The 15,238-nt window shown below is 59.7% G+C and carries 13 protein-coding genes; all 13 read right to left on the bottom strand.

The features are described 5' to 3' along the window. Positions 1 to 10: 10 nt before the first annotated feature. Positions 11 to 1,030 (bottom strand): flagellar motor switch protein FliG, encoded by a 1,020-nt coding sequence (gene fliG / locus AC6CIA_RS13695; RefSeq protein WP_339528665.1) that lies wholly within the window; start codon positions 1,028 to 1,030, stop codon positions 11 to 13. After that, the gene (gene fliF, locus AC6CIA_RS13690) at positions 1,023 to 2,801 is read right to left on the bottom strand and encodes a flagellar basal-body MS-ring/collar protein FliF (RefSeq protein WP_498312715.1); all 1,779 of its coding nucleotides are present in this window, start codon (positions 2,799 to 2,801) and stop codon (positions 1,023 to 1,025) included. Before fliF ends, fliG begins: the two co-directional genes overlap by 8 nt. A 16-nt stretch (positions 2,802 to 2,817) precedes the next feature. Next, positions 2,818 to 3,147 carry a flagellar hook-basal body complex protein FliE gene (fliE, locus tag AC6CIA_RS13685; RefSeq protein ID WP_339528663.1) on the bottom strand — a complete coding sequence of 110 codons (330 nt, stop codon included), beginning with the start codon at positions 3,145 to 3,147 and terminating at the stop codon, positions 2,818 to 2,820. Between the two features lie 131 nt (positions 3,148 to 3,278). Beyond that, positions 3,279 to 4,664 carry a sigma-54-dependent transcriptional regulator gene (locus tag AC6CIA_RS13680; RefSeq protein WP_498312713.1) on the bottom strand — a complete coding sequence of 462 codons (1,386 nt, stop codon included), beginning with the start codon at positions 4,662 to 4,664 and terminating at the stop codon, positions 3,279 to 3,281. Positions 4,665 to 4,670: 6 nt separating this feature from the next. Then, positions 4,671 to 5,882, bottom strand: coding sequence for a sensor histidine kinase (locus AC6CIA_RS13675; protein WP_498312711.1), 1,212 nt, complete (start codon positions 5,880 to 5,882; stop codon positions 4,671 to 4,673). Between the two features lie 110 nt (positions 5,883 to 5,992). Next, positions 5,993 to 7,468: a sigma-54 dependent transcriptional regulator gene (locus AC6CIA_RS13670; protein WP_339528660.1), complete on the bottom strand. Its 1,476-nt coding sequence runs from the start codon at positions 7,466 to 7,468 to the stop codon at positions 5,993 to 5,995. 173 nt (positions 7,469 to 7,641) lie between these two features. Further along, positions 7,642 to 7,938, bottom strand: a complete 297-nt coding sequence (fliT, locus tag AC6CIA_RS13665) for a flagellar protein FliT (protein ID WP_498312709.1) — start codon at positions 7,936 to 7,938, stop codon at positions 7,642 to 7,644. A 25-nt stretch (positions 7,939 to 7,963) separates the two neighbouring features. After that, a complete protein-coding gene (fliS, locus tag AC6CIA_RS13660; protein ID WP_084380713.1) occupies positions 7,964 to 8,353 on the bottom strand; it encodes a flagellar export chaperone FliS in 390 nt (129 codons plus the stop codon). Between the two features lie 125 nt (positions 8,354 to 8,478). Further along, positions 8,479 to 9,846 (bottom strand): flagellar filament capping protein FliD, encoded by a 1,368-nt coding sequence (gene fliD / locus AC6CIA_RS13655; protein WP_498312707.1) that lies wholly within the window; start codon positions 9,844 to 9,846, stop codon positions 8,479 to 8,481. An 82-nt stretch (positions 9,847 to 9,928) separates the two neighbouring features. Further along, positions 9,929 to 10,279, bottom strand: a complete 351-nt coding sequence (locus tag AC6CIA_RS13650; protein WP_498312705.1) for a flagellar protein FlaG — start codon at positions 10,277 to 10,279, stop codon at positions 9,929 to 9,931. 72 nt (positions 10,280 to 10,351) lie between these two features. Next, positions 10,352 to 12,061 (bottom strand): flagellin N-terminal helical domain-containing protein, encoded by a 1,710-nt coding sequence (locus AC6CIA_RS13645; RefSeq protein WP_498312703.1) that lies wholly within the window; start codon positions 12,059 to 12,061, stop codon positions 10,352 to 10,354. Positions 12,062 to 12,392: 331 nt separating this feature from the next. After that, entirely contained in the window at positions 12,393 to 13,322 is a 930-nt protein-coding gene (locus AC6CIA_RS13640) for a ketoacyl-ACP synthase III (RefSeq protein ID WP_339528651.1), read from the bottom strand. Positions 13,323 to 13,610: 288 nt separating this feature from the next. Further along, positions 13,611 to 15,230, bottom strand: coding sequence for a flagellar hook-associated protein 3 (locus AC6CIA_RS13635; protein ID WP_498312701.1), 1,620 nt, complete (start codon positions 15,228 to 15,230; stop codon positions 13,611 to 13,613). Positions 15,231 to 15,238: the final 8 nt, after the last annotated feature.

The raw sequence follows: 15,238 nt of genomic DNA, 5'->3' as shown, positions 1-15,238 counted from the left end.
GCGCTGCGCCTTAGATCATTTCTTCGCCGCCCTTCCCGCCGAGAACGATTTCTCCGGCTTCGGCCATACGGCGGGCAATGGTGAGGATTTCCTTCTGTGCGGTTTCCACGTCGCTGACGCGCACCGGTCCCTTGGCTTCCAGGTCGTCGCGCAACAGTTCCGAGGCACGCTTGGACATGTTCTTGAAGATCTTCTCCTTGACGCCCTCATCCGAGCCCTTGAGGGCAAGCACCAGCACGTCGGAGGAGACCTCACGCAGCAACGCCTGGATCCCACGGTCGTCGACATCGGACAGGTTGTTGAAGACGAACATAAGGTCTTCGATCTGCACCGACAGCGTGTCGTCGATCTCGCGGATCGAGTCCATCAACTGTCCTTCCACCGAGCTGTCGAGGAAGTTCATGATATCCGCTGCGCGCTTGATGCCACCCAGGGTGGTGCGCGCGGCGTTGGAGTTGCCGGAGAACTGCCTCTCCAGAATGGTGTTCAATTCTTTCAGCGCCGCTGGCTGTACGGTGTTCAGCGACGAGACGCGCAGGATGATGTCCAGGCGCACCTTGTGGTCGAAATGACCGAGCACTTCGCCCGCCTGGTCGGGGTCCAGGTACGCCACGACAATCGCCTGGATCTGCGGGTGCTCGTAACGAATCACGTCCGCCACTGCCCGCGGTTCCATCCACTTCAAGCTGTCGAGGCCGCTGGTGTTGCCGCCCAGCAGGATGCGGTCGATCAGGCCATTGGCCTTGTCTTCGCCCAGGGCCGAGGTCAGCATTTTGCGGATGTAACTGTCGGAACCGACGCCCAGGCTGGTCTGGTCGCCGACAATCTCGACGAACTCACTCATCACCTGTTCGACTTGCTCACGGTGCACATTGCGCATTTGCGCCATGGCCACACCGACCCGCTGCACTTCCTTGGGGCCCATATGGCGCAACACTTGGGCCGCGTCGGTCTCCCCCAGGGACAGCAGCAGGACAGCCGCCTTGTCGACCCGGGACAGCTTGGCAACAGAGGCTCGATTATCACTCATCTGCGTTGATCCACTCTTTCACGACCTGGGCCACACGACCCGGATCTTCTGCCACCAGACTTTTGATTGCGTTCAACTGTGCGTCATAGCCTTCGCTCGGGCTTGGCAGCAGAATGCTCTGCGGCCCGCCGAGGCTGACGCGGTCGTTGGCCAGTTCACCATCCAGGCCGCCCATGCCACCCAACTCGACATCGCTGCCACCGAACGGCGCCAACTGTTTCTTGCCGTTACCGGTAATGTTGTTGAGCACTGGACGCAGCACACCGAACACCAGCACCAGGATGAACAACACACCCAGCACTTGTTTGACCACGTCCCAGAACCAGGGTTGCGAGTAGAACGGGATTTCGGCAATCACCTCGCCGCGCTCCTGAGAGAACGGCATATTGATCACGCTCACGCTGTCGCCACGGCTGGCGTCGAAGCCCACGGCGTCCTGGACCAGGCGGGTAAAGCGCGCCAATTCGTCGGCGCTCCAGGGCGCACGGGTGGTTTCGCCGTTGGCCGCATCGACCTTGACCTGATCATCCACCACCACCGACACCGACAAGCGGTTCAAGCGGCCCTGTTGCTGCTTGGTGTGACTGATGGATCGGTCCAGCTCGAAGTTTTTGGTGGACTGCTGACGCTTGTCCGCAGGGTACGGCGCAAGCATCGGCTGGCCGGTGGCCGGGTCCATGATTTGCTGGCCGTTGGCGTCCAGCAGGGGTTGGCCGGGCGGGATCGCAGCGACGGCGGCGGCGGCGCCACCAGCGACTTGCGGGGCCGTCGCCGGCGTCGGAGGCTGGTTGCTCAGGGCACCCGGCACACCTTGTGGGCCGTTGGAGGCGGTGCGTTGCTCGCTGGTCGATTGCTCACTGCGCAGGGCCGGCTGGTCCGGGTTGAACTGCTCGGACGTGGATTCGACGGCACTGAAGTCCACATCGGCAGACACTTCGGCCTTGTAGCGGTCATTGCCCAGCACCGGTTGCAGGATGTTATGCACCCGTTGGGTCAGCATGCTTTCCATGCGCCGGCTGTAGTCGAACTGTTTGCCAGCCATGGTCAGCGCCGAATTTTCCGCCTGATCGGAGAGCAGGTTGCCCTTTTGATCGACGACGGTGATTTGCGACTTGCTCAATTCCGGAACGCTGGTGGCCACAAGATTGACGATCGCCAGTACCTGGCCCGGCTCCAGCGAACGACCGGAAAACAGTTCGACCAATACCGAAGCGCTAGGCTTGCGCTCATCGCGCACAAACACCGAACTTTTCGGAATTGCCAGGTGCACGCGCGCACCTTTGACATTGTTCAGGCTGGCGATGGTACGCGCCAGTTCACCTTCCAGGCCGCGACGATAGCGGGTGGCTTCCATGAACTGACTGGTCCCCAGGCCCTGGTCCTTGTCGAGGATCTCAAAACCGATATTGCCGTCGGTAGGCGCAACGCCGGCCGCGGCCAGCTTCAAGCGGGCACGGGCGACGTCGTCAGCCTTGACCAGCAAGGCGCCGGAGTTCGGTTCAACGGTGTAGGCGATATCGGCGGTGGCCAGGGTTTCCATGACCTGCTTGGCGTCCATACCGGCCAGGCTGCCATAGAGCGGCCGGTAATCAGGTTGCTGCGACCACAGCACCACGGCAAAACCAATCGCCACGCTGGCAGCCAGGCCGACCATCAGGCCCACCTGACGCAACATGGTCATTTCCGAAAGGTTTTCCAGGAACGACAGGCCAAACAGCGGCGGTTTGCCGTCTGTCTTGGCGGGTGCGTTATCCACGACTGCTTCTGCCATGACTTAAATCTCGCCCTTAAACCGGCATCTGCATGATGTCTTGATAGGCCTGAACCAGCTTGTTACGCACCTGGGTCAAGGCCTGGAAGGAAACGCTGGCCTTCTGCGAGGCAATCATCACGTCGGTGAGATCCACGCCGCTCTTGCCAATTTCAAAGGCCGTGGACAGCTGGCTGGACGCCTGCTGGGTAGCGCTGACTTTGTTGATGGCTTGACCGAGCATGTCGGAAAAGCTGCTTTGGCTCAGTTCCGGCGCCTGGACGACGGATTTTGGCTGAGCCATCGCGTCCATTTGCATGGATCGCATATCCAACATCAACCGATTGAACTCAACACCTTGGCTCATGAACTTCTCTCTCCGACGACCCGCAAATTTTTGACACTACGCTGCGGTTAGTAGGGACGGTAGCAACAAGGGTGCCAGCTCCATGGCTACTTGTAAGAAAAACCGACAAAGCTTGTCAGCATATGTGTATGTCAGCTCGCGAAAAGATAGGCTTCCACGTCCATCCCGGCATCGCGCATTTGCGCCAGCTTGTAGCGCAGCGTGCGCGGACTGATGCCCAGACGCTCCGCAGCTTCTTTGCGACGGCCCCGCTCGGCACGCAGGGTGTCGATGATCATCTGGAATTCGCGGCGGCGCAGGTCGTCACCCAGCCCTCCGGCCGCCTCGGCGGGCGCACTTTCGGCGACCACCGTCGGCGTCGCCAGACTCGGCATCGGCACACTGCCGGCGCCCATCGCCAGGCAGAAATCCTGGGGCTGGATCAAGCCACCCTGCTGCAAAATCAACGCCCGCTGAATCGCATTGTCCAGCTCCCGCACATTACCCGGCCATGGGTAATTGATCAGGCACGCCTGGGCTTCGGCCGACAACCGCGCCTGGGCATGCTTCATTTTATTGACGTGCTTGTTCAGCAAGCGCTCGGCCAGCGGGACGATATCGGCCGGGCGCTCACGCAGCGGGCGCCAGGCCAGCGGGAACACCGAAAGACGGTAGAACAAGTCTTCACGAAAGCGCCCCGCCGCCACGTCGCCCGCCAGATCGCGGTTGGTGGTGGCAACCACACGGATGTCCAGCTGGATCGGCTTGCGCGCACCGACCCGCTCCACCTCGCGCTCTTGCAGCACCCGCAGCAACTTGGCTTGCAGGCCGAGAGGCATTTCAGAGATTTCATCGAGCAGGATGGTGCCGCCATCGGCCTGCTCGAACTTGCCCGCCTGGGCCGCGATGGCGCCGGTAAACGAGCCTTTTTCATGACCAAACAAAGTGGCTTCGAGCATATTGTCAGGGATCGCCGCGCAGTTGATGGCGATGAACGGCTGGTTGGCACGCTGGGACTGCTGGTGAATGTAACGCGCCAACACTTCCTTGCCGGTACCCGACTCACCGGAGATCAGCACCGTGGAATCGCTGCGCGCGACCCGCGCCGCCAACTCCAGCAGTTGCGCACTGGCCGGTTCGACGGCAATCGGCCCCTCGCCGTCCGCCAACGCCACGACACCGAGGGCATGGCGCGCAACCAGTTCGATCAGCGCCTTGGGCTCGAACGGCTTGACCAGATAGTCCGCCGCGCCCTGGCGCATGGCGTCGACCGCCCGCTCCACGGCGCCATGCGCCGTCATCAGCAACACCGGCAGTTGCGGCTGTCGCGCACGCAAAAGGCCCAGTAACTGGTGCCCGTCCATGCCGGGCATATTGACGTCACTGACCACCAGACTGAAAGATTCCTGCGCCACCGCCTGCAAAGCTTCCTCGGCCGAGCCGACCGCCCGATAGTCATGACCCGCCAGCAACAGCGTGTCAGCCAATGCTTCACGCAGGGCACGATCGTCTTCAACCAATAAAACCTTGATAGCCATTTACCTTTACTCCGCGCTTGCCGCGCCAGAAAACAACGGCAGCGTCATCAATGCACAGGTGCCACGCCCTAATCGGGAAGACAAGCGCAATTCTCCCTGATGCGCGCGGGCGACCGCCTTGACCACCGTCAGTCCGAGGCCGGTGCCGTTGGTCTTGGTGGTAAAGAAAGGCTCGCCCAGGCGTTGCAGCACCACCGGATCAATCCCGCTGCCGTAGTCGCTGACGCACAGGCGCAGGGTGTCGGCGCGGCGGTACAGGTGGACCTTGAGGCGCGCGCCGCGACCGCTGGCCTGGGTGGCGTTTTCAATCAAGTTGAGCAGTGCGCCCACCAGCGTGTCGCGGTTGCACAGCAATTCGCCCTGATGGCTATCGCACTGCCAACGAACTGACGCCTCTTGAATATGCGGGGCCGCGGCCGCTTGCAGGGCTTGCATCAACGCCGCGGGCGTGACCCGGTCAGTCAGCGGCAATTCGCCACGGGCAAACACCAGCATGTCACGCACCTGATGCTCCAGCTCATGCAGGCGCTCCTTGAGCCGCCCGGCAAAACGCTGGTGAGTCGCCGTCGGCAACTGCTCGTCAGTCAAATGACTGGCATAGATCAGCGCCGCCGAAAGCGGCGTGCGAATCTGATGCGCCAGAGAAGCGACCATCCGCCCAAGGGACGACAGGCGCTCATGACGCGCCAGCTGATCTTGCAAGTGACGGGTTTCAGTCAGGTCGTTGAGCAACACCAATTGACCGGGCTCCGCGTCGAGCGAGCGGGTAGCAATGGACAGGCGACGACCATCCTTGAGGGAGATTTCGTGTCCATCATCTTCACGGGGCGCAAAACAACGGGTGATTACCTGGCGCCACAACTCACCTTCCAGCGGCAAACCCAGTAGATCGCACGCGGCGGGGTTGGCTTCGCGCACGCGGCCCTGGTCGTCGATGACAATCACGCCACCTGGCAACAGATCGAGGAGGTTTTGCAGGCGGTTGGCCAGGCGCTCTTTCTCGGCCAACTCTTGCATGCGCTGGGCACTGACCACCGCCAACTCGCCCTTGAGCTCCGAGACCCGGGCTTCCAGCAGGCTGTAAGAGTCAGTCAACTGGCTGGACATCTGGCTGAACAGCGAAAACGCCTGTTCAAGCCCTTGCCGGCTCATCTGCTCTACGGACGGGACGAGCCCCTGAGTGTCAGGGACGGAAGATAGTTGGGCGGCGTGGGGCATTGTGCTCTCTCGCTTGGCTGACCGTCAGTTAAACGGAACGTTGCGAGTGCTGTAGCAATACCCGTGCCTAAAAAAAAACGATGATTAATGAATGACTTGAAAAACAGGCGTCAATCATCCGCCTGTTCATCACCTTCACGACGGCTCATGCCGTACTTGCGCATCTTCTCGACCAGGGTGGTACGACGGATACGCAAACGCTCGGCGGCACGGGCGACGATACCGCCGGCGTCATCCAGAGCCTGCTGGATCAACCCTTGTTCCAGACTGCCGAGGTAGTCCTTCAAGTCCAGGCCTTCGGGGGGCAACAGGGCGCTGGCGCTGAAGTCCGGAGCATGCCCGTTGATGGCTACCCGCTCTTCCAGGTCGCTACGCAGGCTGTCTACCAATTGCTCGTCTTCGTCATCGACATAGCGGAATTTCTTCGGCAGTTCGACCACGCCAATCACCCCGTACGGATGCATGATCGCCATGCGCTCCACCAGGTTGGCCAGCTCGCGGACGTTGCCCGGCCAGCCGTGACGGCACAGGGACATGATCGCCGCCGAGTTGAAACGGATCGAGCCGCGCTTTTCGTGCTCCATGCGCGAGATCAGTTCGTTCATCAACAGCGGGATGTCTTCCACGCGCTCACGCAGCGGCGCCATCTCGATCGGGAACACATTGAGGCGGTAGTAGAGGTCTTCGCGGAAGCTGCCGACCTCGATCATGCTTTCGAGGTTCTTGTGGGTCGCGGCAATGATGCGCACGTCGGCGCTCTGGGTCTTGTTGCTGCCCACCCGTTCGAACGTCCGTTCCTGCAGCACGCGCAGCAACTTGACTTGCATCGGCAACGGCATGTCGCCAATTTCGTCGAGGAACAGCGTGCCGCCATTGGCCAGTTCAAAACGCCCGGCACGGCTGGTGATCGCCCCGGTAAAGGCGCCCTTCTCGTGGCCGAACAGTTCGCTTTCCAGCAGCTCCGCGGGAATCGCCCCACAGTTGACCGGCACAAATGGCCCGTCGCGGCGCTTGGAGTGGTAATGCAGGTTGCGCGCGACCACCTCCTTGCCGGTGCCGGATTCGCCAAGGATCAGTACGCTGGCATCGGTGTCGGCCACTTGCTGCATCATCTGGCGCACATGCTGGATGGCGCGGCTGGTGCCGACCAGGCTGCGGAACAGATTGGGTTCGCGGTGACGGCCGCGCTCGCGGGCCTGGTCGTACATCTCGCGGTAGACCTGGGCACGGTGCAGGGAATCGAGCAATTTGCTGTAGCTGGGAGGCATTTCCAAGGTGGAAAGCACGCGGCGGCGCTGGTCTTCCGGAAGCTCCACGGAAGAAATATCACCCATTAGCAACACCGGAAGGAACTCATCCCAGGTTGAGAGTGTCTTTAGGAGGCCAAGAACCGCGCCAGGAGCGTTTACCGTCCCGATCAGCACACAAATGACTTCGCGGCTCGACGACAACGAGCTGACAGCCTGCTGCCAATCGTGGCTGCCGCAGGGCAAATTTTCTTCACCAAGAAAATTCAAAATCACCGCCAGGTCGCGGCGACGGACGCTATCGTCATCAATTAGCAGAATTTTGGTTTCACGCCACATGCAATAGCAACTTCCCTAGTAAAACTCAAATGCCCTCGAGTCGGGGCAATCTAGATAGCGGTAGGCGTTTTCTGCGCTACGGCTATCTGACGTCTGAAAATAACACTAGTTAAGTCAAAAAAAACTGCACGGTCAAATTTATGACGCGCTTTGTTCGGATTAACTGAGCCAGATCAGCCGAACAGATGGTAAACCTTTGACGCATTTTTAGCTTGGTTGATCTGCGACATCTCTTCAAAAATCGCCTGGCGCTCGCCGGTCGTCACTTCCAGTAACTGTTGATAAACCATCAGCAGGCTCTCCAGCTTTTCCCGCAGCACGCTTTCGTCGACCGGCACTTCGCTCAGCACCTCGTCGATCGCCTCGCGGCAGCCCAGGTCCAGCGCGCCGATGGCATCCCAGTCACGCTCCGCCAACGCGCCGATCAAGGCATCGCGGGTGTCGTCAATCCGTTGCAGTGCATGGCTCATGACGTGTTCCTCAAGGCCGGCGGCCTTATTGTGGCGCGATGGCATCCCAGCCGGTTTTGACCGTGATCAGCAAACGGGCGACTTCATCGATCATGTCGGCATCGTTCACGCGATTGGCTTCGACCAAGCGGTTACCCATGTAATCGTACAACGCATCCAGTTGCTGCACGGCGGCCGGATCTTCGGCTTTCTCCGGCTCCAGGCCATCGCGCAGACCGGAAATAATCTCAATCGCCTTGCCCAGCATCAGCCCCTTCTGGGCGATGTCACCACGGCTCAATGCGCCCTTGGCCTGAGCCATGCGATCAAGCCCGCCTTCCATCAGCATCTGCACCAGACGGTGCGGGCTGGCTTCAGAGACCTGAGCGTGGGAATTGACCTTCTGGTATTGGCGAAGGGCTCTCATAGGGTTCATGTTGCTACCTCGTTACAGGCCACAGTCGAATGAATTTGCTTAACCAGTTTTTCGACTGTGCCGAGAAAAACTTTAATCGGGAACTGTGCGTCCAGGCCCTTTTACCGGCTCCGGACGCCCGCCGGTCAGTTCGACTTCGGATTGTTCAGTGAGTTGAGGGTGGTCATGATGCTGGAGCTGCTGGCGTTGATCTGCGCGATCATCGTATCCATCGCCGTGTACTTGGCGGACAAGGATTTCTGCAGGGCGTCCATACGCCGGTCCAGGTCTGCCTGTTCGGTGGTCAGGTCGGTCAGCTTGGTGTTGAGGTCCGTCGCGCGGGTCGCCAGGGTCCCCGTGGAACCTACATAGCTGGAGGTCGCTTTGTTCATGCGAGAGATCAAACCGCTGTCACCGGTGAACAGCTTGGCGATGTCACCCGCGCCTTTGACCACGGCCTTGTCCCACGTCTTGTCGTCCAGGCTCAACAGCCCGGTTTTCTGGTCGGTGGTAATGCCCGCCTGGGCCAGGCTGCTGATGGTCCCGGCACCCGAACCGTTGACCAATTCACTGCGCAGGCTGGCAACCAATTGACGCATCGACGAATCACCGGTCAAGGCGCCCGCCGTGGTCGTCGAAGCATCGCCGGTGGCGGTGACTTTGGTCTGGGTGTTGATCGCAGTCATCAGCGCGTTGTAGGCGGTGACGAACGACTGCACCGAGGTCTTCAAGGTCTCGGTGTTGCTGGCAACGGTGATAGTGACGGGCTTGGCGGGATCTTCAGCAGCCACCAGATCCAGCGTCACACCACTGATCGCGGACGTCACCTTGTTACTGGTGGACTCCATCGGGATGCCGTCGATGGTGTATTTGGCGTTCGCCGCCGGCGCACCCGCGTCATAACCGACGGCCAGGTCCGAATCACCGCTGAGGGTGATATCGGTGCCTTCACCGCTGGTGGTCGACGTGAGCACCAGGCGCGCACCGTTGGCATCGCTCAACACGTTGGCGCTGATGCCTTGGGAAGACAGCTGGGTATTGATCGACTCACGCACCTGCTGCAGGGTCGCGCCACCGGGAATCACCACGTCGTAGCTCTTGCCCGACTGGTTGATCGTCAGTGTCTGGTCTTCATCACTGGTATTGGCCTTGCCCGACGCGCCGTCTTCGATCACCTTGCTGGTGACTTTCGATGCGGTGGCGAGGTTCTGGACCACAACGGTGTATTTACCGGCGGACGCGCCATCACCCAGGGTGACCTTGACGTTTTTTTCTTCGGAGGTACTGGCCGCCAGTCCGTTGAACGCGGAGACATTGTTCAACTTGGTGATTGCCGACTGGTAGGCTTCCAACGCCGTCTTCACAGTGCCGACAGCCGACAACTTGACGGTTGTCTGTTTTTGCTGATCGGTGATCTGTGCCTGTTTGGGCGCCTTTTCGGCCCCCACCAGCGCCTTGACGATGGCTTGGGTGTCGTAGCCCGAACCTGGGCCGGAAATCGTTGAACTAGCCATTTGCTATTCTCCTTGTTCTGCGGCTGCCGCTTTATTGGCGCAACGCGCCCAAGCAGCAATCAGAAACATGTTTCGTGCCAACTCAAGCCCGGGTATCAAACAACAGGCTGCTGGCATCGCTCAGATTCTGCGCCAACTTCAACGCGGTCTCCGATGGTATCTGTCGAATCACTTCGCCACTGTCGGTGGCGATCACCTTGACGACCACTTTGCCGGTGGTGTCATCGATGGAAAAGTCCAGGTTACGTTGAGTAGCCTGGACGTATTCACGAATATCGGTTACAGCTTTTTCCAGCGCTACCCGCTGCGGCTCCTCGTCAGAGGTCGACTCGGTATTGGCCGCGGGCGGGGTCTGGCCCTGGGCCGTGGTTGCATTACTAGTCTGGATTACGCCAGCCGGGTAAGACGCGTTCAGCTTGATGCTCATGTCCATGTCATCACCTCAAAACTGAAAAAACGGAAGGGCACGTATACGCACCCTTCCGTTGACTGACCGCTACCGATATTACTGAAGCAGCTTCAGTACAGCGGATGGCAGCTGGTTGGCCTGGGACAGGATCGCGGTGGAAGCCTGTTGCAGGGTTTGTTGCTTGGTCAGTTCAGCGGCTTCAGAAGCGAAGTCAGCGTCTTCTACGCGGCCCTTGGCGGCCGAGGAGTTCTGCGAAATGCTCTGCAGGTTGGCCACGGTGCTGGCGAAACGGTTTTGCACCGCACCCAGCTGCGAACGCTGGCTGTCGATCTGCTGCATGGCGTCGTCCAGAGCCTGGATGGCCTGCTGCGAAGAAGCGGCAGTCAGGATGCTCAGGTCGGAAACGCTGGTTTCCATGGTGACCGCAGTTTTGGTGCCGTTACCAGCAACAGTGGTCAGACCCAGGGCAGCCAGACCCGTACCGGCGCTACCGTCCTTGATGGTGATGTCTTTGTCAGCGAACAGGTTCAGGGTGCCGTCAGCGTTTTTGCTGGCTTGAACACCGGTGCTGGCGCTGTTGATCGAAGCGACGATCGCGTCAGCGGTGTCACCCTTCTTGAACTTGACTTCAACGCCGTTTACGTCGATCGAGGTGTCAGCGGTCAGCTTGGCTTGAGTGGTGCCAGCCGAGAGGCCCAACTGCGACAGCGAACCGCTGGCGGTGTTGGACAGCTTGATATCAACACCGTCGCCCGAAGTTACTTTGACACGGCCATCAACGAAAGTCGCCGAAGCACCTGCAGCCGCGCCGCCAGCAGCGTTTTCAAGCTGGGTCAGGACGGATGCCATGGTGTCATCAGCAGCCCAAGTTACGGCAGTGCCGTTAACCGAGATGGCGCCGTCAGACTTGAGGTTGCTGTTAGAAGCAGTGGTTCCCACCGCCATACCGAGCTTGGCCAAACCGTCTGTTGCGCCACCGGCAGCCGAAGCACCCAGAACGATGTCGTTTTTCGAGGTCAGGGTCACGACACCAGCAGCATCGGCAGTAGCAGTAACGCCGGTAGTCGCTGTTTGAGCGTTGATGGCGCTCAGTGCAGCGGTAGCGGTAGCAACACCACCAGCAGAGACACCCAGATTAATTTCAGTACCGTTGATGGTGAACGCGTCGGTAGCAACAGTAGCAGTTGCTGCACCAGTACCCGTCAACTGGGCGCTATTGCCCAATACCGAACCAGTAGCGGTAGCCGCCAGGCCAGTCATTGCAGTACCGTCTACAGCGGCTTCCTTGAAGTTGCCTTTCAGAGCGGTAGAGCTGATGTCGGTCATGCCGAACGAGATAGTCTCGTTGGCGTTGGCGCCGATCTGGAACGCTACGTTGTTGAACGAGCCGTCGAGCAGGTTACGACCACCGAAGGTGGTGGTGCTGGCGATACGGTTCAGCTCGCCGACTTTAGCGGTGAATTCTTGCTGCAGGGAAACACGGTCAGCGTCGCTTTTATCACCGTTGGCCGCTTGCAGGGCGAGTTCACGCAGACGCTGCAGGGTGTTGGTGGATTCTTGCATCGCGCCTTCAGCGGTCTGGGCAATCGAAACACCGTTGTTGGCGTTGGCGATGGCTACGTTCAGGCCTTTGACCTGGTTGTTCAGACGGTTGGCGATCTGCATGCCGGCGGCGTCGTCTTTGGCGCTGTTGATTTTCAGGCCGGAAGACAAGCGGTTCATCGACTGGCTCAAAGCTTCGGAAGCTTTGTTCAGGTTCTTCTGGACGCCCAGGGAAGTGATGTTGGTGTTTACGGACATTGCCATGACGAAATCCTCGTGAGTTGGATACTGCGGCTTCCGGCCCTGGCAACCGCCGGGTGTGGCCTAGAGAACCTTCGTAATAGTTATCGTCGTGAATGCAGGTTGCTTGAGGGTTTTTTTGATTTTTTTTACTAGCCCTGTGCCACCCCTTGTATTTCAAGGCCTTAGCGCCCCCAAAAATCCCAAGCGGGAGCGGGCTTGCTCGCGATTGCGCAGGGTCAGTCACCGCATCTGTCACTGATCCACCACCATCGCGAGCAAGCCCACTCCCACACACACAAAAACGCCGATGATCTTTCGATCATCGGCGTTTTTCATCCAGCCTATCAAAGCATCACGGCCGATAGATGATCGCCGAGCCCCAGGACAGGCCCACACCAAAACCGCTGATCGCGACGCGTTTCCAGGTGGCGTCCATCACGTGCTTCTCCAGCAACAGTGGAATGCTCGACGACACGGTATTACCGGTCTCGACCATGTCCTTGATGAACTTGTCCACCGGTGCATCTTCAAAGCGACGGGCCACGGCGTCGACAATCGCCGCGCTGCCCTGGTGGATGCAGAATGCATCGATATCGTCCGCCTTGAGGTCAGACTCGTCGAGCAATTGGTGCAAATGCGCCGGCACTTTGATCAGGGCGAAGTTGAAGACCTGGCGCCCGTTCATGAAGAACACGCCGTCGCTGACCTTCAAGTGCGGCGCCCCGGAGCCGTCGGTGCCGAACTTGGCCTTGCCCAGCACCCATGGCGCATCTTCGCCCATCCAGGTGGCGGTGGCGGCATCGCCGAACAGCATGGTGGTGTTGCGGTCTTCCGGATCGACAATTTTCGAGTACGGGTCAGCGGTGATCAACAGGCCATTTTTCAGGCCCGCGGCTTCCATGAAGCCTTTCATCGCATAAATGCCGTAGACGTAACCGGAGCAGCCCAGGGAAATATCGAAGGCGGCAACGTGGGTTGGCAGGCCCAGTTTGTCCTGGACGATGGCGGCGGTATGCGGCAAACCCTCTTCATCGCCGTTCTGGGTCACGACGATCAGCGCATCAATGGCGTCGCGCTGCAGGTCCGGGTTATTCGCAAACAAGGCGTTGACTGCTTCGACACACAGATCGGAAGTTTCCTGCGCGGCATCCTTGCGCGGCAGAAAAGCCGAACCGATCTTGCCAATGATGAATTCTTCATCCTTAGCGAATTTTGCACCCTGGGCGTAGTTATCAAGCCCGTCTGCCGGCACATAGCTGGCGATGCTTTTTATGCCAATCATTGTGGCTTCCCAATACTAAATAGCTGGAGAACACCCCTGAATGCAATCAGGCGTGCTGACAATAAAGGGGATAACCCCGCAGAAAAACCGCCGAAAGCGCCACCCGGCACCCATGAAACGGGCTCGGCAGCCACCTGTCCTTTTTACACGATACAGTGAAGATGCCCTTTATGACTCACAGGTCACTGATTTTTTGTGCGCATTGTACAAAAGCACGCAGAACTTCGCGGCCGCAAACGACAACGGCCCAGCCTGTTGCCAGGCTGGGCCGTCGGGTCACGCCGCGGATTACATGCGGCTGAACAGGCTCAGTTGCGAGATTTTCACGAACGCCAGCTGCGAGGCCTCGAGCATCGCCTTCTGGAACGCCAGATCAATGGATGCGGTGGCCACATCGGTGTCGCCAATCGCCGAAACCGTGGATTTGTTGGCCAGCACCATGCTGGTGTTTTCCGTCTCCTGGATCTGCAACGAGTTCAGCCGCGCGCCAATCGAGCCACGCACGCTGTCCACCTGGGCATAGGACGCCTGCAGGTTGGTGATGGTCGCGTTGACCACATCGCTCAGTTTGCCCTGGGCGATCGGATCACCATCGGAGGGCGTCTCCAGCGCCTGGCGCAGCTGACTGAGGGTATCCAGGGCGTTCTGCGACTTGTGGGTGCTGGAGCCGACCGAAAATTGATCCCCGGCCCCCGGCGCGCCCGCCACATTGAAGGTCACCCCTGCCGCGGTGATGGTGTCCGGCGTCGCCGGCACCGGTGGCGGCCCCGGCAACGCCGGTGTGCCAGGCGTCACCGAACCCGAAGACACCGGCTTGCTGTCGGCGTTGATCGGCTGGGCGTACACCTCATAATCGGTGGCCGAGGTGAACTTGATCACCGCGCCCTTGTTCGGGAATGTGCTGGAGTAGTCCGCCTGACTGGTCACGTTGCCCGCCGACAACTGCGCCGTGGAGGCGTTGCTCGGGGTACGCGATACGCTGAAGCTGTCCGGTTTGGTTTCCAGGGTATACACCCGATCCTGGTAAACCGCATCGGTGTCGGGACCGGGCTTGACGTCGGTGAAGTTCTGGTCGATATCAAAGGTCACACCCCGCAGACTGATGGAAGCGCTACCTTCCTTGGTCGCGTCAAACATGCCATTGCCGGCCGTCTCCGAGGTGATGTCGTTGCCCGCCGAATCCGTCACGGTGTACTGGGTGCTGCTGAGAAAGGTCAGCTTATAGGGCTGGCCCTCGGTAAAACTCTTGTCATAGGCCGACGGCGATTCAATCGTGCCCGCCGAGACCCAGATCTTGCCATCGTTGACCTCTGGAGTCGCCTGGGTACGACCGGCGTTAGGCGTACCTTCCAGAATGCTCTTACCCGTGTCGTTAACCACCATCGACAAGGTGTCCGAGACCTTCAGGCTCAGCGGGGTTTCATCGCCCTGATAGCTGTAGGTGCCATCGCTGTTGCGCGCATAAGGCGGCGTGTCGCTCTTGCCGCCGGAAAACAGATAGTGACCGGACGAGTCCTTGCTGTTGAGCAGGCTCAGTACCTGTTTCTCGATTTCACCGATCTCGGCGGCCACGGCCTTGCGGTCGTCGTCGCTGATACCGCCGCCGCCCTTGCCCGCGACCTTGATCGCCAGCTCGCCGGCACGCTGCAAGGCAGTATTGATACTTTCCAGCACACTTTCCTCGCTGTTGAGCGAGTTTTTCATGCTGCTGATGTTGCCCGCGTACTGACCCAGCATGTCTTGCTGCTGTTGCAACAGCAGCAAACGCGCGGCGCCAACCGGATCGTCCGCCGCCGTCTGGATGCGCACGCCGGAGTCGATCTGCTGCTGAGTCTTGGTGACATTGGAAAAGTTGTTCGAATAACGCGAAGCACTGGTATCGAAATACTGTTCGGTCGAGATACGCATCGCCTGAA

Source organism: Pseudomonas sp. GQ91 (genome assembly GCF_059758795.1).
Note: the sequence above shows the minus strand (reverse complement) of the source record. Positions and strands in the feature narration are given on the sequence as shown.

What these genes read in the sequence shown, in the direction of transcription:
- AC6CIA_RS13675 (WP_498312711.1), bottom strand. Translation starts at nt 5,882, where the DNA reads ATGCCCCACGCCGCCCAACTATCTTCCGTCCCTGACACTCAGGGGCTC.
- AC6CIA_RS13635 (WP_498312701.1), bottom strand. Translation starts at nt 15,230, where the DNA reads ATGCGTATCTCGACCGAACAGTATTTCGATACCAGTGCTTCGCGTTAT.
- fliE (WP_339528663.1), bottom strand. Translation starts at nt 3,147, where the DNA reads ATGAGCCAAGGTGTTGAGTTCAATCGGTTGATGTTGGATATGCGATCC.
- AC6CIA_RS13680 (WP_498312713.1), bottom strand. Translation starts at nt 4,664, where the DNA reads ATGGCTATCAAGGTTTTATTGGTTGAAGACGATCGTGCCCTGCGTGAA.
- fliG (WP_339528665.1), bottom strand. Translation starts at nt 1,030, where the DNA reads ATGAGTGATAATCGAGCCTCTGTTGCCAAGCTGTCCCGGGTCGACAAG.
- fliD (WP_498312707.1), bottom strand. Translation starts at nt 9,846, where the DNA reads ATGGCTAGTTCAACGATTTCCGGCCCAGGTTCGGGCTACGACACCCAA.
- fliF (WP_498312715.1), bottom strand. Translation starts at nt 2,801, where the DNA reads ATGGCAGAAGCAGTCGTGGATAACGCACCCGCCAAGACAGACGGCAAA.
- fliT (WP_498312709.1), bottom strand. Translation starts at nt 7,938, where the DNA reads ATGAGCCATGCACTGCAACGGATTGACGACACCCGCGATGCCTTGATC.
- AC6CIA_RS13645 (WP_498312703.1), bottom strand. Translation starts at nt 12,061, where the DNA reads ATGGCAATGTCCGTAAACACCAACATCACTTCCCTGGGCGTCCAGAAG.
- AC6CIA_RS13670 (WP_339528660.1), bottom strand. Translation starts at nt 7,468, where the DNA reads ATGTGGCGTGAAACCAAAATTCTGCTAATTGATGACGATAGCGTCCGT.
- AC6CIA_RS13640 (WP_339528651.1), bottom strand. Translation starts at nt 13,322, where the DNA reads ATGATTGGCATAAAAAGCATCGCCAGCTATGTGCCGGCAGACGGGCTT.
- fliS (WP_084380713.1), bottom strand. Translation starts at nt 8,353, where the DNA reads ATGAACCCTATGAGAGCCCTTCGCCAATACCAGAAGGTCAATTCCCAC.
- AC6CIA_RS13650 (WP_498312705.1), bottom strand. Translation starts at nt 10,279, where the DNA reads ATGGACATGAGCATCAAGCTGAACGCGTCTTACCCGGCTGGCGTAATC.